Here is a 21,183-nt window from a genome sequence, read left to right as displayed (position 1 = left end):
TGAGGAACGGTGTAATATGAAATCATATTGATATGTAAAGAAAAAGTGACAATATTGATTGTGATGTGCTGCGTTGGCAAACTATTTTCGCATAATGCACTATTGTTTCTTTTCCAATTCCTGCAAACTTTCCATCTTTTTGGACTCAAGGAACTCGTAGATGCCACATAAGTGTTCGCGTACGCGACCATGACCGAATTCATAGACTTTGCTGACAAGGCCATCAAGGAAGTCGCGGTCGTGGCTGACAACGATGAGTGTGCCATCAAAGTCTTGAAGTGCTTGCTTGAGCACATCTTTGGTCTTGAGGTCAAGGTGGTTGGTGGGCTCGTCGAGGATTAGCAGGTTGACGGGTTCCAACAAGAGTTTGAGGATGGCAAGACGTGTACGTTCTCCACCTGAGAGCACTTTTACTTTCTTGGTAGAATCTTCTCCGCCAAACATAAAGGCGCCGAGGAGGTCTCGTATCTTGTTGCGTATTTCACCTTTAGCCACATCGTCAATAGTCTGGAAAACGGTAAGTTCACCATCGAGTAGCGATGCTTGGTTTTGGGCGAAATAGCCAATCTGTACGTTGTGGCCGAGCTGAAGTTTCCCTTCATTTTTCAGTTGCCCCATGATGCACTTCACCAATGTTGATTTACCCTCTCCGTTTCGCCCCACGAAAGCAATCTTGTCGCCACGTTCCACGGTAAGGTTCACTCCGCTGAAAACCTTTTTGTCGTCGAACGCCATGGCTACATCGCTCATTTGTACAGGGTAGGCGCCGCTTCGAGGACTTGGTGGGAATTTCAGGCGCAGATGGCTGGTGTCTTCTTCATCCACTTCGATGAGTTCCAGTTTTTCAAGCATCTTTACCCGACTCTGCACTTGGAAGGTTTTGGAATAGGTACCTTTGAAACGTTCGATGAAGTCTTTGGTCTCGGCAATCATTTTCTGCTGTTCCTCATATTTCTTCATTTGCTGTTCGCGGCGCTCTTTACGCAGTTCCAGATAGTGGCTGTAAGTAGCTTTGTAGTCATAGATGCGTCCCATGGTCACCTCAATGGTTCGGGTGGTGATGTTGTCCACGAATTTGCGGTCGTGGCTGATGACAATCACCGCTTTAGAACTATTGCAAATAAAGTCCTCAAGCCAGCCGATAGATTCTATGTCGAGGTGGTTGGTAGGCTCGTCAAGGAGAAGAACGTCTGGTGATTTGAGCAACAGTTTTGCCAGTTCGATGCGCATACGCCAGCCTCCTGAGAACTCGCTGGTAGGGCGGTTGAAGTCAGAACGCTCGAATCCAAGACCGAGGAGTGTTTTCTCCACATCCTCTTCAAAGTGGCTCATATCTATGGCGTAGAACTTTTCTGATAGTGTCGAAACCTTCTCGATGAGTTGCATGTATTCGTCACTCTCGTAGTCAGTACGTGTAGTGAGTTCGTTATTGATGCGGTCTATTTCCGCCTGAATCTCATGAAGATGAGCAAATGCCTGGCAGGTTTCGTCAAACACGGTTCGTCCGTCTTCAGTCATCAGATGCTGTGGTAGATAGGCAATGACGCAGTCTTTTGGTGCCGAAACGGTACCTCTTGTTGCTGTGCGTACCCCGGCAATAATTTTGAGCAGAGTACTCTTTCCTGCGCCATTTTTTCCCATCAGGGCAATACGGTCCTTCTCGTTGATTTGGAAGGAGATGTCTTTGAATAGGGTGGTTCCGCCAAATTCGACGGTCAATCCATCAACAGTAATCATATTTCTTTCTTGTGGTTATAGTAAAAAACGCTGCAAAAACAGAATATCGGGTCTGTTTGCGGTCGTGTGCTGATACAGTTTGTTATCAACAAAGTTGCAAAGTTACGAAAAAAAGGTTGTAAACAGAAATCGATGATGTAGAATTAACGCATCCCGAAGGTAAAAGACGACAAAATCCTTATATAAATCTTACGAAAGCTGAATGTCATTAAATGAACAATTCGTTTTTCTTCCTTTCGCAACAAAGCGGGGCAAGAAATGCAGTCAATTGGTTTAGACGCTCGCCAATCCCTCTTGCATGGGCAGGACAAACGGAAACACAACGCATGCAGCCGATACAGTTTCTTATGCAATACTTACGATTCGACGTCTCATAGTTCCGAGTATATGAGTTCACCATTGATACGCTCGGATTTCATGACGAAGATTCTTTCTACCTTTATAGAGACTTCGGGAACCTCTATGTCAGTTATGATTTTTGTGGGATGTTGAACCAAGGAAATATGTGGGGAAAAAGCCAGGGAACTATAAGATATGCCATTTGCAGAGAGACGTTCGCGCAGCTTATTGGCAATAGTTGTGATTGGTTCGCTCTCCTTTATCCCACACCAGATAACCCCGTTTTTTGTAGAAAATGTTCCAAGTTTGCCTAAGGTCATGGTGAAAGGTTCAAACTCCACTTCGCTCACGGCTTTGTGAATTTCAGGCAGTACATCCATGGACTTTGTCTTTTGGCATTTCTCTTTGGCAGAATCAAAGCAAGCTTTATTCTGCTCCTTTGGCTTAACGAAAACGCTTTCACCTATGAATGCAAGCGTCATGTGGAGATTACCATACGAACAATAGTTTCCTGCAACTCCTTTCGCCTTTAATGTCTGTTGTAAGGCGACAAGAGTCTTTTTTAACTCATCGTCGAAACGTATTGCTATGAATATGCGAGCCATGGAGAGTGTTCGGTTTTATTCTTCCTAACTATGTTGGACTTGAATACAAATTGTTATTTGTTGATGTAGTCCAAGATCTGCTCAGCATGGATTTTGGTTTTGATTTCCTTTGGAGTGAAGATTTTCTCGATAACGCCTTCTTCATTTACGAGGTAAGTGGTGCGGAGAATGCCGATGGTCTTTCTGCCACAAGCAACCTTCTCGCCCCAACAACCGAGTTCCTGCAATAAGGTGGTCTCTGTATCGGCAATAAGTGGAAACTGTAACCCTTGGGTGTCAGCAAACTTTTTCTGCAAGGCTTGTTTGTCTTTGCTCACGCCGATAATCTCGTAACCGGCTGCCGCTAGCTCCGCCTTGTGCGACTGCAAGGAACAGGCTTCCGCGGTACATCCGCTGGTATTGGCTTTGGGGTAACTGTAAAGCACAATTTTGCGGCCACGATAGTCACTTGCCTTAATCTCACGTCCGTCTTGGTCTATACCAAGCACCTCCGGTATTTTGTCTCCGATAGTCATAATGGTATGTTTTTTTAGATTGTTATTTCTTGGCAATGGTAATACAAATGCCATTCGCCTGCAAAGATAAATATATTATTCATAACGACCAATCATATTTATGGATTTTTTTGATTATTGATAGCTATTATCTATCGTAATATAGATATATAAGTTTGTTTATCTATAAAAGATTGCCTATCTTTGCAACATCAAATCGAAAACAAATAAAAACAATAACGATATGGAAAAACTTTCAGACATCATCCAAAGTAGTCAGTTGACTCTGGTGGATTTTTACGCAACATGGTGCGGTCCTTGCAGAATGATGCACCCCGTATTGGAACAGCTCAAGAAAGAATTAGGCGACAGCATTCGCATCGTCAAAGTAGATGTGGATAAGAATGAAGCCGTTGCCATGCAGATGCGCATACAGTCGGTTCCTACGCTTATGATCTTCAAAGAAGGAGAGATGAAATGGCGACAGAGTGGAGCCATGCCATCAAGCGAACTTAAACGAGTGATTGCACAATTTCAATAAAAAAATACTATTGACGATGACAGCAAACAAGAAAAAATATATTATAGTAGGAGGAGTGGCAGGAGGCGCGACTGCTGCAGCACGCATCCGACGTATGACGGAAGATGCAGAAATCATCCTTTTCGACAAAGGGGCATACATCTCCTATGCCAACTGTGGACTGCCCTATTATATAGGAGGCGTGATTGATGAGCGCGACCGTTTGTTTGTACAGACTCCCGAAGCGTTCGGCAAACGTTTCAATATCGACGTACGTACGCTGAGCGAGGTAACGGCTATTGATACTGCTGCGAAGCAGGTTACCATACATACAGCGGATGGAAAAGACTATACCGAAACATACGACAAACTATTGCTCTCTCCTGGAGCGTCGCCCGTTGTACCACCTTTGCAAGGTATAGACAGTGAAGGCATCTTCACTTTGAGAAATGTCAACGATACCGACCGTATCAAGGCGTATATGAACAGTCATCAAGTGAAGCGTGCTGTTATTGTAGGAGGTGGATTTATCGGACTGGAGATGGCGGAAAACCTGAGCCATGCAGGTGCCCAAGTGGCGGTAGTGGAAATGGCTGATCAGGTGATGTCACCTATTGACTATTCCATGGCGTCGCTGGTACATGATCACTTACAACAACAGAATGTGAAACTATATCTGAAACAGGCCGTTGAAGGATTCTCGCGTGAGGGTGAAGAACTGACGGTACATTTCAAGTCTGGCATTCGCCTCAAGGCTGATATGGTGCTCTTGAGCATCGGCGTGCGTGCAGAAACACGTCTGGCTCAAGCTGCTGGATTGAGGTTGGGTGAAATGCGGGGTATCTGGGTAGATGAATACCTTCAGACTTCTGACGAGAATATCTATGCCGTGGGTGACGCCATAGAGTTTCCACATCCTATTACCGGTAAGCCATGGCTTAACTTCCTTGCAGGACCTGCCAACCGTCAGGCGCGTATTGTTGCAGACAATATGGTTTTGGGTAATAAAGAGAAATATGAAGGGGCTATAGGAACTGCCATCGCCAAAGTATTCGATCTTACCGTCGCATTAACCGGCCTTCCTGCCAAACGACTCAAACAGATGGATATTCCCTATCTCTCTGCCACCATTCATAATGGTGCACATGCCGGTTATTATCCAGGCAGTCTGCAGATGGATATCAAAATTACCTTCTCTCCTGAAAATGGAAAACTCTATGGTGCTCAGATTGTTGGGTATGATGGCGTGGATAAGCGCATCGACGAATATGCAATGGCTATCAAGAATGGGGCGACCGTGAGAGACCTCACCCGCTTAGAGCATGCTTACGCTCCGCCATTCTCGTCGGCAAAAGATCCTGTTGCCATTTCTGGCTATGTAGCTGGTAATATTCTGACCGATAAAATGACGCCGCTCTATTGGCGCGAGTTGAAAGAGGCAGACATCACCAAGGTGACATTAGTTGACGTGCGTACTCCAGACGAGTATGCGCTGGGAACAATCTCCGGAGCCGTCAATATTCCTTTGGACGATATGAGAGAAAGACTCTCTGAAATTCCTAACGACCGACCTGTATGGTTGTTCTGTGGGGTAGGATTACGCGGTTATCTGGCTTCCAATATCCTTAAGGCTAATGGTTATAAGGTTGTTCGCAATCTGATAGGCGGTCTGAAAACCTATAAGGCAGCAACAGCAACAATCGAAACGCCAGATGGCTTTGATGAAACAGACAAGATGAGCTCTGAAATAGCAGAAGGGCAAACAGAGAACTCATCGTGCGCTGCCGGTTCTTCCGTCGTCAAGGTTGACGCGTGCGGTATTCAATGTCCGGGACCCATCATGAAGATGAAGCAGGCGATGGACGGGCTGAATGCCGGTCAACAGTTGGAGGTACGTGCCACGGACGCCGCCTTTCCACGTGATGCCGAGGCATGGTGTCGTACAACAGGCAATAAATTTTTGGGTAAGAGGTCTGAATCCGGTGTCTATATAGCCATAATAGAAAAGACCACTCCCTGTGCAATAGAAGCCAGCAGACCGCATCCCCATGATATGGGCAAGACCTTGATCCTGTTTAGCGATGACTTAGATAAAACGCTCGCCACGTTTGTACTTGCCAATGGCGCAGCAGCTACAGGAAAGAAGGTGAGTATCTTTTTTACCTTTTGGGGACTTAACGCCATCAAAAAAGCCCATAAGCCTCGGGTGAAGAAGGACATCTTCGGTCGGATGTTTGGTTGGATGCTGCCTAAAGACTCCTCCAAGTTGGCGCTGTCGAAAATGAACATGATGGGCATAGGTGCCAAGATGATGCGCTATCTGATGGAAAAGAAAGGTGTCGATTCGCTGGAGTCGCTTCGGCAGCAAGCCATTGACAACGGTGTGGAGTTTATTGCCTGTCAGATGTCGATGGACGTCATGGGGGTGAACCGTGAGGAATTGCTCGACAATGTCACCATAGGAGGCGTTGCCAGTTATATGGAACGAGCCGACCAAGCCAATGTAAACCTCTTTATATGACAGAACGATGAACATACAACAGCTTAGATATATCATAGCCGTCAACCGCTTTCGCAATTTTGCGAAGGCGGCTGAGTCGTGTCATGTGTCGCAGCCTACGCTAAGTGCTATGCTTCAGAAACTTGAAGAGGAACTGGATATCCGCATCTTTCAACGTTCCAACAAGTCTGTAGCTCCGACAACTGCCGGAGCAAAGATTATCCAACAGGCAGAAAAAGCACTCATGGAAGTTGAACGCATAGGAGAAATCATCAACGAAGACAAGGGGACGATAGGGGGAAGATTTGCTCTTGCTGTAGGCCCTACCATAGCCCCGTATATCCTGCCCCAATTCATCAAACACTATCGGGAACTGTTTCCCGCTGTAGAATTGTCGATTCAGGAAATGAAGGCGAATTTCATGGTAGAATCGCTTTTACGAGGCGAACTGGATGCCGGTATCGCTATTTCGGACAATGGGTGTGAAGGAATCCTTGAAATACCTCTCTATACCGAGAAATTCATGGTCTATCTTGCCGAAAGTTGCTGGCGGAAACTGCCGGTTTTCAAACCCGAAAATCTGGAACACGAGAACATGTGGATCATGAAGGATGCACAATGTTTGCGTGACAGCGCTTTCTCCTTCTGCAAGGCCCGAAACAAGGGCAATCATATCTATGAAGCAGGCAGCATCACCACGTTGGTACATATCGTGGATGCGAATGGAGGATTCACCATCATTCCAGAGATGCATCTGCCGCTTCTTACCGAGCAGCAACGTAAGAATGTGCGCCCGATAGAAGGCAACTGTCTCTCCCAACGGCGTGTTTCTTTGTATGTCAAAGAAGACTATATCCGCGAGCAAATGCTCAATACCGTTACAGATGCTCTGATGGAATTCATGCCCAAGGGAATGCTCAGCGAGAGAATAGCGAAGTATGGTATAAGACTGTGATTAAAAAGTCTGATCTAAAAAAAATACTCCAAGAATCCACAGCAGCGATTCTTGGAGTATGACCGTTATGCTGACGATGAAAAAGCATCCTAAACTTCAGGTTTCTTCATCTCGCCCTTTTCGTTTACAGCCTCTATGAGTTTCACAGCATCAACATATTGTGCCATGCCCTCAGCCACACGTTTTGCATCGCGCATGGCGAGAACAACAGTTGAAGGGCGGTTTACCACGTCGCCACCGGCAAACACCCCTTTGCGGGTAGTCATGCCATACGGTTTTTCACGAGTCAGGACGTAGCCGCGTTCATCTACGTCGATACCCGTCGTGGTAGATACAATTCTACTTGCAGGGGCAGAGCCAACCGCCATGATGACGAAATCGGCCTTCTCAGTGCGGCGCTCGCCATTGGATTCGATAACCACCTCGTTGAGCGTTCCATTATCATCGTGAATCTCCACGATGCTCGATTGCCAACTGAATTTCACACCTTCTGCCACGGCATCCTCATACTCCGAGCGGAGTGCACTCATCTCGTTGACGGTACGGTGATAAACCACTTCCACGTGGCTCGCTCCTATGCGTACTGCCGTTCTGGCAGCATCCATGGCAGTATTTCCACAACCTATCACAAATACGCGGTTGCCTTCATGCACCACCACTTCCTCTCGGCTAAGGTTGCCCTCGTTGTAGAGGCTGACGCGCCGCAAAAACCATATAGCCTGGCGCACGCCCTTAAGATTGCTGCCGGGGATGTGGAGTTTCTTAGGCACGCCCGTTCCTGTGCCCATGAAAATGGCATCATAGCCCATTTCAAAGAGTTTCTCGATGGTCAGATCACCCTTGCCTACGGTGGTGTTGCAATGGAACACCACACCCAGCTCTTCTATCTTCTTAATCTCACGGCGTACGATTTCCTTGGGCAGGCGATATTCAGGAATGCCAAACATCAGTACCCCTCCCGGTTCTGGTTCCATCTCAAAAATTTCAACATTGAAGCCCTGTCGGGCCATGTCGCCGGCAATGGTCAGTCCGGCAGGGCCAGAACCGATAACGGCTATCTTACCTCTCGTCTTTGGCAATAGGTTCTCGCGGATAAGACTCATATTGCCGTCGAAGTCGGCAATAAATCTCTCCAGTTTGCCCACGCGAATGCCTTCGCCCCTCTTGTTGAGCACACAGTGTCCTTCACATTGCTTTTCGTGAGGACACACCCGACCGCAAACGGAAGGCAGATTACTCTTGTTGTTGATGATGTTCATGGCATTGCCGAGGTTACCCATCGACAACTCGTGAATCCAGTCAGGAATATCATGACTTATAGGACATCCTTTCTTGCATTGAGGCACTTTGCAATGCAGGCAGCGTTTAGCCTCGTTGATAGCCTCAAGCATGGTGTAGCCCTCGTTAACTTCTTGAAATGATTTGTTTTCTGTTTCCATATTTTCGTTTGTTTCTTCTGTCGCAACAGAGAACTGTGCAAACTTTCTGCAAAGATAATGTATTTTTTTCAAGTTCGACACAGGCGCATGCTTTTTTTAGCCTTCTATGACCAGTTTTTCTGAGCGCTAAGCCTGAATCTCGGTAAATCTTGGGAAGGTGCGTCCGTCACGCGTCTGTGCTCCATCTCCAACAACATGCGCTTTGCTTCCAGGCCTCCTGCAAATCCTGTCAGGCTGTGGTTGCTGCCTATGACGCGATGGCAGGGGATGAGGATGCTGATGCCGTTTGCCCCAATAGCCCCTGCCACGGCTCTGACGGCTTGGGGACGCCCGACGGTTTGCGCAATATCCTTGTAACTCCTTGTTTCTCCGTAGGGGATGCGGAGTAATGCGCTCCATACGCGATGTTGAAAGTCTGTGCCTATGGGACGCAACGGGATGTCGAAGGTCTGGCGACGGCCTGCAAAATATTCATCGAGTTGCTTTTTGGTCTCTTCCAAGACCGAGGTGGCTTCTGTCTTGATAGAGGCATCCACACTCCCTGTTAGCCGACGCAGGTTGCGCTCGGCACAAGGATTCGCGTTCCAGTCGCAAAGGCACAGTTCGCCTGCCATGGATGCCAAGACGAGTTTACCGCATGGCGAGTTGTAATACTGGATGCTGATCAGCGGCATGTATTCCTGTTATTTTATTCAAGTTTCGCAACTGATGGAATTGATTGAAGTTAAAGAACGTTTTCGTTAAGCCAGATGAGCAGACCCGAGCTCGTTCGAGGTCTGCCATGGCGAGAAAATGTGCCATAAAATGGAACGTTTTCGTTAAGCCAAATGAGCAGAATAAAGCTCGCTTTAATTCTGTCATGGCGAGAAAATGTGCCATAAAATGGAACGTTTTCGTTAAGCCAAATGAGCAGAATAAAGCTCGCTTTAATTCTGTCATGGCGAGAAAAGGTGCCATAAAATGGAAGTTATCACTCCCTACGGTCGTTCGGGAAGTTAAGAGACAATAGCCTTTTGCCGTAAGACGTAGGACATTTGTCCCTTAACTTCTCTCTAACTTCCCTAACTTCCCTTAACTTCCCCACACGTTTCGCAAACAGCCGTATTTGTCGAGGATGGTGGAGATATGTTCTCGCTTTGCTATCCCATCACAACATCAAGCACCATCATCAGTACGAAACCGATGGCGAAGCCAATGGTGCTGCGGTTGCTATGCTCACCGTGGGACGCCTCTGGAATCAGTTCTTCCACTACCACATAGACCATGGCTCCTGCTGCAAAAGCAAGCATATAGGGTAGGGCAGGCATGATGAGTGAGGCAAGCAACAGAACGGCAACGGCTCCAACCGGCTCGACCACTCCACTAAGCGAACCTAACATAAACGACTTCCATCGGCTGTTGCCTGCCGCTCGCATAGGCATAGAGATGATGGCGCCTTCAGGGATGTTTTGAATGGCAATACCTATTGCCATGGAAACAGCGCCAGCTAAGGAAATATGGGCGGAACTGTTTTCTGCACCTGCAAACACCACACCCACAGCCATTCCTTCAGGCAGGTTATGGATGGTTACGGCAAGGGCAAGCATGATTGTCTTTGACAAGTGTGACTTGATACCCTCAGGCTTGTCGGTACCGAGGTGTTGGTGTGGCGTCAGTTCGTCGATAAGTAGCAAGAAGCCGATACCCATTAGAAATCCCACGGCAGCAGGCACTACCGACCATTTGCCACAGCCTGCCTCCATATCCATAGCTGGGATGAGTAAAGACCATACGGAAGCAGCTACCATTACGCCAGAGGCAAAGCCCAACAGCGACTTTTGCAGTTGTTCAGACATTTCGTCTTTCATAAAGAATACGAATGCCGAACCGACCATAGTTCCTAATAGCGGAATCATCAGTCCTATGATTATTGTTATTGTCATTTCTGTCATCATCTTCGTTTGTTTTTATTTCCGATCGTGTCGGGATGTGTTCGGGATGTGTTCGGGATGTGTTCGGGATTTTCCATTCGTCATCTTGACATCAAAAGTTTGAATTCACTTGGCAGCATTTCAATAAGTGGGGAAAATAACCACTTTCTCATGTCATGACTTGCTTGATCAGACTATTTCTGTTGCAGCAGAATGGCGCCTATAGTTCGATGACCTGCGAAGAGCGAGGTTGTATTTCTACAGTTTTGTTGCCAAGACCATTCAGATTGAGTTTGAGCACACGAGGTAATGCATTCACCACCTTGAGCCATGTCTTGCCCGTCTTTGAATCCTTCACCACGCTTGTACCGACGTAGCGTTTCAAGGCTGCTGGCAGATTCAGTTCCGAAGCGATATACGTATCGCCGGCATGCTGTCCGAACATCTTCTGAATCTTGTAACTCTCGGTAAGGCGGATGTTCTCGCTATTGTCGAAGTAGATCATATCAGGATTCCAGTTGTGATAACCGTCTTTGCAGAGTAGGGGAGCATAGGATGTCATTTCAACCACATCGCCATTACGCTCTATGTTGCAGAGATGAATTCCTTCTGCAAGGGCACGGTCGAGCTCGTTATTTCCGTTGGCAGCATATTCACCCAGGTAAACCTTCGGCGCCTTGCGGTCGTAGTTGTCGTAATAGTCTTGATGATTGATAAACCATCCCGGTTGTTCGTAGTAGTGTTCATCCACGGCATCAATCCATTGCCTGTGCTCCTTGGCAATTTTCCATCCCTCTATATAATCCGAAGATGGATAGTGGAACGGGCCTACGGTTCCTATTACTTCTATCTCTGGATGTTTCTCCTTCAAGGCTTTGCAAATCATCAGATAGCGCTGTTCGAAATCGGTAGAAATCAGGTCTTCGTTGCCAATGCCCACCATCTTCAGGTTGAAAGGAGCCGGATGGCCTGCCTCTGCCCGCATCTTCGCCCATGCTGACGTGGCAGGGTCGCCATTTGCCCATTCCACCAAGTCGAGCACATCTTGGACATACTGAGGCATGTCGGCCATAGGGATGCCTCCTTGCTGACCGCAGATGCCCTTGGCATTAGGTTGTGAATTTTGGCAAGGCACTCCGGCTGCCAACACCGGCAGAGGCTCTGCACCCATGTCTTCGCACCATTGGAAATACTCAAAGAATCCCAGTTTGCGGGTCTGGTGGTAGTTCCAAATGTTGAATGCCGGCTTGCGGTCCTTCTGCGGTCCTACGCTTTCTTTCCAATGGTAGATGTTCTCCAGTCCTTGACCATGCAGCATGCAACCACCGGGGAATCTGACGAAGCGAGGGTGCAAATCGGCAATCACCTCGGCCAAATCCTTACGCAGGCCATGTCCCTTGTAAGTGTCGCGAGGCATGAGACTCAGCATATCCACTGCCATTCTTTCTTTGCCTTTAGGGATGACAGCGAAACGGATGGCTTTGCCCGGTTCGTCCTTATATTTATCGGAAACCACCAGTTGGCTCTTGTATTCATTCCATTGGTCACCTTGTATCTTCACTTTGGTCTTGGCCACGATGTTATTCTCTGCATCCACCAAGGCTATGGTGAGTTGCTTCTTCTTCCCGTCCATACAACGGGCAAACAAACTCACATCATAGGTGGCATGCTTGATGTGGATGCCCTCCCAACCGATATTATAAACAGGATTATCTGTCAGAATAGCATAATGAGGATTGTTCTTGCTGACTCCATTTTCTACTGAAATGGCAGATACGGTCTCCAGTCCCTGCCATGCTGTAGTTGCCTTCCATCCTTTTCTCTCGCCATGATACTCAAAGTCGCCGTTCTGCAACAACTCGGCACAAAGACCACCATCAGCAGCACGGCTGATATCCTCAAAGAAGATGCCGATGAGTTTGTCTGAGATGCGATGCGACTTGTGGGTTTGGATTTGCAGTTGGGCTGTAATCTCATTACCGGCTGCCAACTTCACATGCTTTTCCTTCAGGTAGGCCTGAAGTTCTGCCTCGGTGTGCGGCAATGGTCTGCCATTCTCCTTGTTGTCGTCAGCAAGTGCCTTATGCCATGCCCGAATAAAATCGAGATGGATGGCGGGGATGTTGAAGGCGTTGCCTTCCAACACCTTGCCATTGATGGTAACTGTGTCGCGTTGCCAAAGTATATCGTCGGCAACGGCTTCTATGGAATCCTCTAAAAAGGTGCGGAAATCCTTGTCTGCATGTACATATCGCTTGCCCTCGGCTGTCTGTAGATAGATGTTGAAAGAATCATCGTCCATCTGATAGGCAACCACATCCTTGATACCCTTCTCTTTCACGATGGGGTAGTCCTGAGGACGCCATGTTACCAGATCTTCAGAATAAGCCACGGCAAACTGAGGCGAACTGTTGTTTACGCTCCATAGCGCACGCCATGTACCATCGTTTGCTTTTGTCACAAACGGGCGATACATCTTCTTCTCGCTGCCCCATGGACCGAAATCGCTGGTGCACAGCTGCCCGACGTCTATCCACCGGTCATCATCGGTGAGATAAGCCAGGTGTAAGCCTTGATTTGCTGCAGGAGAATAAACAAAGATTTGGCAAATAGAATCCTGATTCACGATTTTATACGCAGGTTCATCCTGATCCATGGGGGATCCGCTCATATCCATTGCGGTCAGCAAGGCTATCCAGGAGAGTAGGTGCTTAGGTTTCATCATATCTTGGGTCTGTTGTCTATTAAGTATATCAGGTTCGTTTGCATGTTCCGTCAGACCGAAACTTGTTTTCTGCTTTGCAAAGATAAGTAATTATTATGAATTGTGCAACATCCAAGCATAAGAAATACTCTAACTTCCCTTAACTTCCCCACATGCGAAAGTTCAGTAACATATTTGTGGTATAAAAATGTGTTTTATTGCTATCCAATAATAATTCCTTTAAAAATATAGGATTTCTCAATATTTTTTTGTAATATTGCAACTCCAAACAACTTAAAAACAATGACTACGAAACGAATCTTTATTACAATGGCAGCTTTCATCGTATGTATGAAACTGCTGGCACAGTCTCCAGTAGGTTTTTATCCTAAGGAGAATGCTCACAACATCAACATCGACACACATCTCATTATTGAGTTTGACCAACCGGTAAAGGCGGGCACAAAGGGGATTGTCACGGTGTTTGACAAAACCACTAACAAGGTGGTTGACAAAATCGACATGTCCGTTCCGGCAGGGCCAACAGAAGGACAGCCTGTTAATCCTCATGCAACATATACTCCTGTACCTTATATCTATAAGTCGGAGCATATTACCAATCGTAACACACGTCCGGGCACTCCATCGGGTGCTGCCAAAGAAGATAAGCGCAAGTATCAGAAGACGATTATCGGCGGATTCTCTGATGCCTTCCACTTCTATCCTGTTATCTGTCATGGTAATAAGGCTACTGTTTATCTACACAACAATATGTTGGATTACGGACATGAGTATGAAATTAAGATAGGCAAGGGAGTCATCGAGGGATGGAATGGCAAGAAATCATGGAAGTTTACTACCAAGGCAAAGGCTCCTTCAACAGATAAATCTCAGGTGGTGGTGGCTGCTGATGGAAGCGGAGATTTCTCCACTCTGCAGGGTGCCATGGATTGGATGCCAGACTCGTTGCCCTCGGAAGCGAGTAGGAAAACTGTTTTTGTGAAGAATGGCGACTATGAAGAACTGGTGTATTTCCGTAATAAGCGGTTTGTGACCATTCAAGGTGAATCTATGGATGGGGTTGTGGTGCATTATCCCAATAACGAGGTTTTCAATCCTCATCCTGTTGACATCAAAACCAACGAGGTGAAGGGAACATTCCCCTCACGTCGTGCTGCGGTAGCTGCTGACAATTGCGCTGATATGATTTTCAAGAACATCACCTTCAAGACCGATTGTAAGGGACAGGCTGAGGGGTTCCTGCTCAATGGTGAGAGAAACTTTTCTGAGAATGTACATGTCATTGGCGACGGAGATGCTCTTCAAGCGAACGGATCGGCCTACTGGCTCAACTGCATCATAGATGGAGGAGGAGATACGGTCTTAGGCAGAGGTCCGTCATACTTCAATCATTGTACCATTTCCACTCATGGCCCCTTCATGTGGATAAGAAATACGGCCGAAAACCATGGTAACATCTTCAACGACTGTACCTTTAAGGGATTGGGTGAGAATGCTGTGATCGCTCGTCTGCCACACAACCAGGGAAAGCCCTATCCTCATTCTGAATGTGTGTTGCTCAACTGCACGTTGGACGGTGTGCCTGCCATAGGCTTTGAACCTGTGGCTGAACCTACGGTCACCCTGTTGGAATTCAACAGCCATGACAAGGATGGTAAGGCTATAGATGTCAGCCGGAGACACCAGTATGTTCGCCAGCTTGATGCCATCAAGGATGCTGAGCTGATAGGAAAATACGCTGATGCAAGGTGGGTGCTGAACTGGTAGGCTAAAATAAGAGAATACCTATTACAACTTTCGCAAGCTGATTTTTGTTCACTTGCGAAAGTTATTCCAGAAACTTTTTGTAAATTTGCGCCAAATAACAAGTGATTATGAGTCCAGTATTCCGACGCGAAAGCGAATATAAGTTCAAGGAATATCCCGATGTATGGGAATATATAAAGCGACAGAACAATTCTATTCACATGTCAGAGTTCAAGCCTAATGAGGCTGCCGAGGAGCAGGCCAATATCCTCATACAGGGAACTCTGAAAAAGTATCATCGCCATTAAGTAGGAACACAATGAAAAAACTAAGCAAAGAGTTTTGGAGAGGCTTATGGGTAACCGTTCTTGTTATGGGCTGCCTATTTGGTTGCACAGCCTACTATGCCCTGCAAGAGCGAAAACAAAAAGAAGAATTTCGCCGTTGGGATAATAAGCGCCGAGAGGCAATCCAGCGGGGGCTTGACTCTATTAGGCTACATAATGACAGCATAAGAAAATCTGTCAGCACCAAAAAGGGAAAAGGAGGAATTATCATTGGAACAGATGACGATGACCGAGACCCTTACGACGACCCTGATTTCGATGACCTGATACCAGGCGAGGAATACGACGAGGAATTTGTTGACCGTTCGCAGGGCGACCCAGAATTATACAATTAACATGCCTGGCTCTAAGTATTTTCTATTAAATAACCATAAAATCCCGTGGGTGGCATACGACTCACGGGATTTTTTTCGTACATTTGGTTTGCGATTTTATCCAAAGTTATGAAATAATATTGAATGATGAATGTCTTTCACTTCTTTATCATAAGAAGAATCTTGGTTTAATATTGTTCGTTCCGAGACAAATGTCCTATTCCGAGAGCAAACTGCCCAAGCTCAGACATACTGTCAATTTCTATGAAGTTAGAACGAACAGAAGAATGTAACCAAGAATGGCACGGAGAAATCTACACAGAAGCCATGGAAGATGGACACGATGATGAAACTCTCACCCGTATAACGGGTAATGATGGGGAGGGTAGTGTCCATCGTGGTGGCACCACCTACGCTGATAGGTGCCAATCTTCCAAAATACTTCGCCAACAGTGGGGCACACAACAGGGTGAGAATCTCTCTGCTGATGTTGGCAAGCAAAGCGATTGTACCAAGTTCTGCACCACGGTATTGGGTGATGAAGATGCTCGACAGAGAGTAGTAGCCGAATCCAGAACCTATCGCCAGACAGTCGGTAAGTTGACGATGCCCCAATAGGACAGATACTGCAGCGCATCCTGCCAACGTGCCCAGAATGGTCATGATGGGAAGCATCATCAAACGAGGATTGACCTCTTTGAAACTCTTCAGTACAGAAGTGTCGCAACCGATGCTGATGCCTACGCAGAACATCAGGCAGCAAAGGGCATAATAGCTGACGTCGCTATTTACAAAGCTGTCGGGAATCACGTCACACAATCCCACGATGATGCCGAGGACAAAGAAGCCTACGATAATCAGACTGCCTTTCATGCCTTGCCTCCTTCCTGTTCAACCGATGTCTTGTCTTTCTGTTTGGCTGTTACATATCTCCATAATGCCCAAGCAAAGATTGCGCTGCCGATACTGCCGCCCAGCGTTAATACGATGGCTTCGAGACCCAGCGTCTGGAGACCATTGACGATACTTGGATTCGATCCTACCTCGATGCCGAGGAGGAATAGGAGTACCCAAATAAGTGCCGTGATGATACGGCCGATAAAACTCATTTTCTGGTTGCGGAGCAGGTAACCCGTACCTATTCCGCATAGCATAATCATTACAATCTTGAGCATTGTTTTCTCGTTTTACTTATCCGTTTCCTGTTTGGAACGCATTTCCCCAACTTTCGTTGTTATGCTTTTCAAAAACTGTTATACTGTTATATTGTCACGCTTTGGATTGATGACAACGCTATTCGTAGTCTAACGCTTACTGCCTAAAATCCTGCTTCTGACACATTTCACCGCTGGCTTGTAGAAAGTCATGTCCATGCTCTCTATGGTGCGCATAAACTCTCCCATCAGTTCTGGATAGAACTTACACATCCGATAGGCAATTTTCATGCAGAGAGATTGAATACCGGGAAACTCATCAGGATTGACCATGCGTGGAACAACCCTTTATCGCATTTTAACTGGTAAGGTATATCCTGATCAACATGAGAATATGTAATATAAGCAATCTTGTTTGTTATATAGTGTATATATCCTATTGTCCACATAATTAGTCCTTGTTTTAGTTCCTATTCAAATATCAAAACTTTCCAGTACCCTCCCTTATTTGGACCTATGCGTTTTATGATGCCTTTCTGCTGGAGTAATTTTAAGTTGTATTTTACACCATCTTCTGATAAAGAATCTAAGTGAGATGATATTTCTTTACGTCCCGCATATGGACATTTAAGCAGGAAATCGATAATTTCTTTTTGTACGGGCGTTATATCCAGAGGTAGTTTCTGGGTAGTTTCTGGGTAGTTTCTGGGTGGTTTCTGGGTAGTTTTACTATCTTTCTGGTCGCTTTCTGGTCGCTTCTGGTCGGATATAGTGTTTTCTTGCCCCTCCTCCAGCACATTTGCCCACACCGTGGCTTTCATGATAAAGGCGACCAGATTATATTGAGGTTCCTTCGTACCGATGGCGGAAAGTTCACGGCACATACGGTCAACACCCTCGCCGAACTCCTTTACATAATCGTAGGCTTTCAAGTACTCTGCAATCTTGGGATTGCGGGAGAAGTGAGTGTGGCGGATATTGTCGGCGCGGACGATTCCAGGCAATTTGCCTGGTGTCTCGAACACCAGGCGGTTGTCAAACATCTTTATCTGTATCTCTGTGCCCTTGATACTGTAATCGCGGTGGCAAACCGAATTCACCGTCATCTCTTGTATCACGAACTTGGGATATTCCCTGTCGGTCTTGAAGAGTCCGTCCTCGCCCAGATAGGAATGTTCCTTTACTTGGGTTTCGAGGTAGTCGATGGTCTTCTGTATTTGGTCGAGGATGCGCCCCTCAAAGGTAACATCCTTGATGACGTTCATCTCCCTGCCGACTTTCTCCTCCGTACCGTAGTACTTGATGAAACGTACGCGGGCACGAGGGAAGAAGTTTTGAGGATGCTTGCCGAAGAGCAAGATGCAGGCAGTGCTGACTTGTGGAACATCGCCCTTGTAAGTCAGGAATCCTTTGTTCTCTTGTAGGTATTCCATCGGAGATTTGCCATAACCAATGCGCTTCATGTATGCTTTTACTGCATCCATGTCGATGTCTTCAATTGTGGCATCGTAGGCAGGGGTGTCCTCATAATAGCGTTCACCCTTATCATACATCAGTTGCAGACGTTCCTCAAAGGGTAGCTTGCGCGACTTGTCGCCCACTCGCCAAAAAGCCTCATCAGCTTGGTTGGCATGGAGGCGAGGACTGGCAGGGACATGGATTATCAGTATATGGTTGTCATTGCCCTCGCTGTCTTGGCAAGGTATGAATTCTGTCGTGACAGAGATGGTGGGCACACAGAAATCAAACGGTGTGCTCAGTATCTCGTTCAAATGAGCCTTGTCTTGGTCAACACCCTCGATGCGACGAGTCTTGTCGGATATACCTACGGCAATCATACCGCCATCGGCATTTGCCATCGCGACAATAGTATTGGCGAGAGCCTTCGGTTCGATGTGAATGCTCTTGCAGTCGAAAGTCTGCCCTTCGGGCATCTGACGTATCTCTTCTATGGTATATCTCATATTCTGTTCATTTCACTTTTGTATGGCAAATCAACTCGTGTATATCCACCTTGAGAACCTCGGCTATCTGTGCCAATGTCTTCAAGTCTGGTTGTGCATGGTTGTTGCACCACTTCGACACTGTGGCAGGGTCTTTATGCAATGTCTTAGCTAACCATTTACTCATAATACCTCTTTCTGCCAATACTGTCTTGATACGATTCAAATCTGCCATACTTCAATTATTTGTTGTGTCTGTCGCAAAGTTACTGCTTTTATCCGAGAATAATGAATAAATCCACATAAATCTGTCTAAAAGAGTGTTGTTCTCCCAAATACAAAGCATTTGACTTTATACCTCTTTATATACAGACAATAAGGTTAAGTTATCTGTATATAAGAGAATGGGTATAGTTTCAACTGCATCCCATTCTATTTTCTCTTTTGACAGCGTCCACTTATTTCTCGTCTATTCCTTCATTATGTCATCCAAACCTCACATTTGTTCGTAAAAGCAAGTTAAAATCGTTAAACCTTCACTTTCCTTAAACCTTCAAATAAAACCCAATCCACTTTTCTACCGTATTAGCCATAAATAATTGGTAATCTGTTACTTCCAAATACTATAAATGGAACGCATTTCCCCAACTTTCGTTGTTATGCTTTTCAAAAACTGTTATACTGTTATATTGTCACGCTTTGGATTGATGACAACGCTATTCGTAGTCTAACGCTTACTGCCTAAAATCCTGCTTCTGACACATTTCACCGCTGGCTTGTAGAAAGTCATGTCCATGCTCTCTATGGTGCGCATAAACTCTCCCATCAGTTCTGGATAGAACTTACACATCCGATAGGCAATTTTCATGCAGAGAGATTGAATACCGGGAAACTCATCAGGATTGACCATGTGGGCTAAGCAGAAGTCAAGGAAGTCGGTGCGAAGATCATCCTCTTCCAGTTTCAAGCGCTCAATATGATAGAGCGACAGGCGACGAACAGAAGCGTTGTCTGTCTGCATTGCTAAATCTATGAGCGGGTGGAGTAGTGGTTGCAGCTGTGTGTGCTCCGCTTTGCTGGCCTTGGTTAGTCCCCAAAGTGCATTGCGAGCCACTTGATAGTCTTCATGATTCATATAGGTGCGACAAAAACCTATGAGGTCTCCCGATTGTTTCACCTCATTATAAATGGCCAATGCCTCTCCTTCACTATACGCACCCTTTAGTCGTTCTTCCGTTATCATGGTGTCACGTTTTTTAGAATATGTGTTATTGTTCAAATAGATCATGGCAAAGTTACGAAAATATCTCGATAATTCGTGGAAAGAATCACGATTTTAACAGATTTACGTGGCAATAAAAAATCCGTGCACCCTGACTTTTGCTTTCAAAAACTGTAATACTGTAACTGTAACGCTTGAAATGCAAAATATGGTTTATGGAAACTGTTATCTGTTATTTGTTATTTGTAACACAAAAAAATCGTTTTCGGAAACTGTCAACTGTCAACTGTAACGCTTGCGATTGACATTGGCGTTGTCCAAGAAACAGGAACAGTCCTCGCGAAACCTATTTTTCCTTTCCAAAAACTGTAATACTGTAAGCTGTAAGAATTGTAAGTCATGATGTCAATGACCTGTCACTGTGACATTCTCTTCTCCAAACGACAAGGCAAGAACAATATTAGCCACCATGCACAAAGGTATAGCGGCTAATGGTATGGCTGTCGTGTTGAGATTATTCGAGGTTTTGTAGTTATTCCTTCACTACAAAATCAAACACTCCATAGAAAGGATTGCTTTTATCCTCCTCTTTTTGCCTGTAGTAGAAAGCGTATTCCTTGCCCATTTCGAGGGTTTCACGAGGTGTTACTTCGTACACGCCATTGCCTTTACTTTCGAGCTTCAGGGCAATAATATCTTTACTATCCACATTTGTTTTAATCTGAGTAAGCCCGTATTTGCCTGCGATTATAGACCTTTGTTTTCCATTTGTCTTAATTTTAACAAGAAGGAAGCGAGTTACATTTTCCTCGTTAGCAAAAAGGTCGCCTGTGATAGGACTTTTATCACCGAACTTAAACACAAAAGTTGGCTTAGTTGAAGCAACTGTATTTTCGGAGTTTCGTCCTTCAATATTTATCTTCGCTTTAGCTGAAGATAGACCAAAGGTAAAATATGCCCCAGCGACGTTACCCACTTTCTTTCCAACAATACGTGAGAAAGAAATAGTTTTGTCATTGTAATAGATACCAGTTTCGCCTTGTTGGGCACTTATCTGTAAGGATAAAGACAGCGAAATCATCAAAATGGATAAAATCTTTTTCATAATAGTGTAGTTTTGTTAGTTTTTGTTTGCAAAATTACATTATTATTACTACACAAACGTTTGTCTTACTAAGTTTAACAATACTTTAACACAAAAAGTTGGTAAGCCATTTTTTTTGACCTACCAAC

General features: G+C 45.7%; 22 protein-coding genes. 6 read left to right on the top strand and 16 right to left on the bottom strand.

The annotated features are described in order from the left end of the window. Positions 1-99: 99 nt before the first annotated feature. From CIK90_RS00795 to CIK90_RS00785, 4 genes are all read right to left on the bottom strand, one after another. On the bottom strand, positions 100-1,737 hold the full coding sequence (locus CIK90_RS00795) for an ABC-F family ATP-binding cassette domain-containing protein (protein WP_094390048.1): 1,638 nt from the start codon (positions 1,735-1,737) through the stop codon (positions 100-102). 208 nt (positions 1,738-1,945) lie between these two features. Next, positions 1,946-2,137 (bottom strand): 4Fe-4S binding protein, encoded by a 192-nt coding sequence (locus CIK90_RS14600; protein WP_144007183.1) that lies wholly within the window; start codon positions 2,135-2,137, stop codon positions 1,946-1,948. Continuing rightward, positions 2,109-2,681, bottom strand: coding sequence for a 2'-5' RNA ligase family protein (locus CIK90_RS00790; RefSeq protein ID WP_094464078.1), 573 nt, complete (start codon positions 2,679-2,681; stop codon positions 2,109-2,111). Before CIK90_RS00790 ends, CIK90_RS14600 begins: the two co-directional genes overlap by 29 nt. A gap of 53 nt (positions 2,682-2,734) precedes the next feature. Next, a complete protein-coding gene (locus CIK90_RS00785) occupies positions 2,735-3,196 on the bottom strand; it encodes a peroxiredoxin (RefSeq protein ID WP_094390070.1) in 462 nt (153 codons plus the stop codon). A gap of 223 nt (positions 3,197-3,419) precedes the next feature. On the opposite strand from CIK90_RS00785, the gene trxA reads away from it, so the two are divergent. The 3 genes from trxA to CIK90_RS00770 are packed head-to-tail and all read left to right on the top strand — an operon-like array spanning position 3,420 to position 7,150. Further along, positions 3,420-3,716 (top strand): thioredoxin, encoded by a 297-nt coding sequence (trxA, locus tag CIK90_RS00780; RefSeq protein ID WP_094390050.1) that lies wholly within the window; start codon positions 3,420-3,422, stop codon positions 3,714-3,716. A gap of 16 nt (positions 3,717-3,732) precedes the next feature. Beyond that, the gene (locus CIK90_RS00775) at positions 3,733-6,216 is read left to right on the top strand and encodes an FAD-dependent oxidoreductase (RefSeq protein WP_094464077.1); all 2,484 of its coding nucleotides are present in this window, start codon (positions 3,733-3,735) and stop codon (positions 6,214-6,216) included. 7 nt (positions 6,217-6,223) lie between these two features. Continuing rightward, positions 6,224-7,150, top strand: coding sequence for a LysR substrate-binding domain-containing protein (locus tag CIK90_RS00770; protein WP_094390052.1), 927 nt, complete (start codon positions 6,224-6,226; stop codon positions 7,148-7,150). A gap of 89 nt (positions 7,151-7,239) precedes the next feature. On the opposite strand, the gene CIK90_RS00765 is transcribed toward CIK90_RS00770, so the two are convergent. From CIK90_RS00765 to CIK90_RS00745, 5 genes are all read right to left on the bottom strand, one after another. Next, positions 7,240-8,589, bottom strand: a complete 1,350-nt coding sequence (locus CIK90_RS00765; protein WP_094390053.1) for an NAD(P)-dependent oxidoreductase — start codon at positions 8,587-8,589, stop codon at positions 7,240-7,242. Positions 8,590-8,693: 104 nt separating this feature from the next. Then, positions 8,694-9,263, bottom strand: a complete 570-nt coding sequence (locus tag CIK90_RS00760) for a methylated-DNA--[protein]-cysteine S-methyltransferase (protein ID WP_094464076.1) — start codon at positions 9,261-9,263, stop codon at positions 8,694-8,696. Beyond that, entirely contained in the window at positions 9,220-9,468 is a 249-nt protein-coding gene (locus CIK90_RS14035) for a hypothetical protein (protein ID WP_158216007.1), read from the bottom strand. The genes CIK90_RS00760 and CIK90_RS14035 overlap by 44 nt, the downstream gene beginning before the upstream one ends. A gap of 260 nt (positions 9,469-9,728) precedes the next feature. Next, complete coding sequence (locus tag CIK90_RS00750; protein WP_094464101.1) at positions 9,729-10,511, bottom strand: ZIP family metal transporter; 783 nt, start codon at positions 10,509-10,511, stop codon at positions 9,729-9,731. 208 nt (positions 10,512-10,719) lie between these two features. Further along, a complete protein-coding gene (locus CIK90_RS00745) occupies positions 10,720-13,224 on the bottom strand; it encodes an alpha-L-arabinofuranosidase C-terminal domain-containing protein (protein ID WP_094464074.1) in 2,505 nt (834 codons plus the stop codon). A gap of 282 nt (positions 13,225-13,506) precedes the next feature. On the opposite strand from CIK90_RS00745, the gene CIK90_RS00740 reads away from it, so the two are divergent. From CIK90_RS00740 to CIK90_RS00730, 3 genes are all read left to right on the top strand, one after another. Beyond that, positions 13,507-14,991, top strand: a complete 1,485-nt coding sequence (locus CIK90_RS00740) for a pectinesterase family protein (protein ID WP_094464073.1) — start codon at positions 13,507-13,509, stop codon at positions 14,989-14,991. A 107-nt stretch (positions 14,992-15,098) separates the two neighbouring features. Beyond that, on the top strand, positions 15,099-15,278 hold the full coding sequence (locus tag CIK90_RS00735) for a hypothetical protein (protein WP_094440607.1): 180 nt from the start codon (positions 15,099-15,101) through the stop codon (positions 15,276-15,278). Positions 15,279-15,289: 11 nt separating this feature from the next. Continuing rightward, complete coding sequence (locus CIK90_RS00730) at positions 15,290-15,652, top strand: hypothetical protein (RefSeq protein WP_094440606.1); 363 nt, start codon at positions 15,290-15,292, stop codon at positions 15,650-15,652. Positions 15,653-15,901: 249 nt separating this feature from the next. Here CIK90_RS00730 and CIK90_RS00725 read toward each other — a convergent pair whose 3' ends face one another. The 7 genes from CIK90_RS00725 to CIK90_RS00695 all read right to left on the bottom strand — a co-directional run bounded on the left by CIK90_RS00725 (position 15,902) and on the right by CIK90_RS00695 (position 21,055). Next, the gene (locus CIK90_RS00725) at positions 15,902-16,504 is read right to left on the bottom strand and encodes a lysine exporter LysO family protein (RefSeq protein ID WP_094464072.1); all 603 of its coding nucleotides are present in this window, start codon (positions 16,502-16,504) and stop codon (positions 15,902-15,904) included. After that, on the bottom strand, positions 16,501-16,806 hold the full coding sequence (locus tag CIK90_RS00720; RefSeq protein WP_094436148.1) for a LysO family transporter: 306 nt from the start codon (positions 16,804-16,806) through the stop codon (positions 16,501-16,503). Before CIK90_RS00720 ends, CIK90_RS00725 begins: the two co-directional genes overlap by 4 nt. Positions 16,807-16,935: 129 nt before the next feature. Continuing rightward, a complete protein-coding gene (locus tag CIK90_RS00715; protein WP_094464071.1) occupies positions 16,936-17,118 on the bottom strand; it encodes a hypothetical protein in 183 nt (60 codons plus the stop codon). A gap of 137 nt (positions 17,119-17,255) precedes the next feature. Next, positions 17,256-18,749 (bottom strand): RNA-binding domain-containing protein, encoded by a 1,494-nt coding sequence (locus CIK90_RS00710; RefSeq protein ID WP_094390063.1) that lies wholly within the window; start codon positions 18,747-18,749, stop codon positions 17,256-17,258. A 7-nt stretch (positions 18,750-18,756) separates the two neighbouring features. Then, positions 18,757-18,963, bottom strand: coding sequence for a helix-turn-helix transcriptional regulator (locus tag CIK90_RS00705; protein ID WP_094390064.1), 207 nt, complete (start codon positions 18,961-18,963; stop codon positions 18,757-18,759). Between the two features lie 492 nt (positions 18,964-19,455). Continuing rightward, positions 19,456-19,971, bottom strand: a complete 516-nt coding sequence (locus CIK90_RS00700; protein ID WP_094464100.1) for a hypothetical protein — start codon at positions 19,969-19,971, stop codon at positions 19,456-19,458. Positions 19,972-20,482: 511 nt separating this feature from the next. Then, on the bottom strand, positions 20,483-21,055 hold the full coding sequence (locus CIK90_RS00695; RefSeq protein WP_094464070.1) for a hypothetical protein: 573 nt from the start codon (positions 21,053-21,055) through the stop codon (positions 20,483-20,485). Positions 21,056-21,183 lie beyond the last annotated feature (128 nt).

This window comes from Prevotella sp. P5-126, from assembly GCF_002251185.1.
Lineage (GTDB): Bacteria > Bacteroidota > Bacteroidia > Bacteroidales > Bacteroidaceae > Prevotella.
The sequence above is the reverse complement of the archived record's forward strand: the minus strand, read 5'-3'. Positions and strand labels throughout refer to the sequence as shown.

Bases quoted from the DNA above. Each gene is read 5' to 3' on its own strand.
- CIK90_RS00795 (WP_094390048.1), bottom strand. From the start codon at position 1,737: ATGATTACTGTTGATGGATTGACCGTCGAATTTGGCGGAACCACCCTA.
- CIK90_RS14600 (WP_144007183.1), bottom strand. From the start codon at position 2,137: ATGGTGAACTCATATACTCGGAACTATGAGACGTCGAATCGTAAGTAT.
- CIK90_RS00790 (WP_094464078.1), bottom strand. From the start codon at position 2,681: ATGGCTCGCATATTCATAGCAATACGTTTCGACGATGAGTTAAAAAAG.
- CIK90_RS00785 (WP_094390070.1), bottom strand. From the start codon at position 3,196: ATGACTATCGGAGACAAAATACCGGAGGTGCTTGGTATAGACCAAGAC.
- trxA (WP_094390050.1), top strand. From the start codon at position 3,420: ATGGAAAAACTTTCAGACATCATCCAAAGTAGTCAGTTGACTCTGGTG.
- CIK90_RS00775 (WP_094464077.1), top strand. From the start codon at position 3,733: ATGACAGCAAACAAGAAAAAATATATTATAGTAGGAGGAGTGGCAGGA.
- CIK90_RS00770 (WP_094390052.1), top strand. From the start codon at position 6,224: ATGAACATACAACAGCTTAGATATATCATAGCCGTCAACCGCTTTCGC.
- CIK90_RS00765 (WP_094390053.1), bottom strand. From the start codon at position 8,589: ATGGAAACAGAAAACAAATCATTTCAAGAAGTTAACGAGGGCTACACC.
- CIK90_RS00760 (WP_094464076.1), bottom strand. From the start codon at position 9,263: ATGCCGCTGATCAGCATCCAGTATTACAACTCGCCATGCGGTAAACTC.
- CIK90_RS14035 (WP_158216007.1), bottom strand. From the start codon at position 9,468: ATGGCACATTTTCTCGCCATGACAGAATTAAAGCGAGCTTTATTCTGC.
- CIK90_RS00750 (WP_094464101.1), bottom strand. From the start codon at position 10,511: ATGACAATAACAATAATCATAGGACTGATGATTCCGCTATTAGGAACT.
- CIK90_RS00745 (WP_094464074.1), bottom strand. From the start codon at position 13,224: ATGATGAAACCTAAGCACCTACTCTCCTGGATAGCCTTGCTGACCGCA.
- CIK90_RS00740 (WP_094464073.1), top strand. From the start codon at position 13,507: ATGACTACGAAACGAATCTTTATTACAATGGCAGCTTTCATCGTATGT.
- CIK90_RS00735 (WP_094440607.1), top strand. From the start codon at position 15,099: ATGAGTCCAGTATTCCGACGCGAAAGCGAATATAAGTTCAAGGAATAT.
- CIK90_RS00730 (WP_094440606.1), top strand. From the start codon at position 15,290: ATGAAAAAACTAAGCAAAGAGTTTTGGAGAGGCTTATGGGTAACCGTT.
- CIK90_RS00725 (WP_094464072.1), bottom strand. From the start codon at position 16,504: ATGAAAGGCAGTCTGATTATCGTAGGCTTCTTTGTCCTCGGCATCATC.
- CIK90_RS00720 (WP_094436148.1), bottom strand. From the start codon at position 16,806: ATGCTCAAGATTGTAATGATTATGCTATGCGGAATAGGTACGGGTTAC.
- CIK90_RS00715 (WP_094464071.1), bottom strand. From the start codon at position 17,118: ATGGTCAATCCTGATGAGTTTCCCGGTATTCAATCTCTCTGCATGAAA.
- CIK90_RS00710 (WP_094390063.1), bottom strand. From the start codon at position 18,749: ATGAGATATACCATAGAAGAGATACGTCAGATGCCCGAAGGGCAGACT.
- CIK90_RS00705 (WP_094390064.1), bottom strand. From the start codon at position 18,963: ATGGCAGATTTGAATCGTATCAAGACAGTATTGGCAGAAAGAGGTATT.
- CIK90_RS00700 (WP_094464100.1), bottom strand. From the start codon at position 19,971: ATGATAACGGAAGAACGACTAAAGGGTGCGTATAGTGAAGGAGAGGCA.
- CIK90_RS00695 (WP_094464070.1), bottom strand. From the start codon at position 21,055: ATGAAAAAGATTTTATCCATTTTGATGATTTCGCTGTCTTTATCCTTA.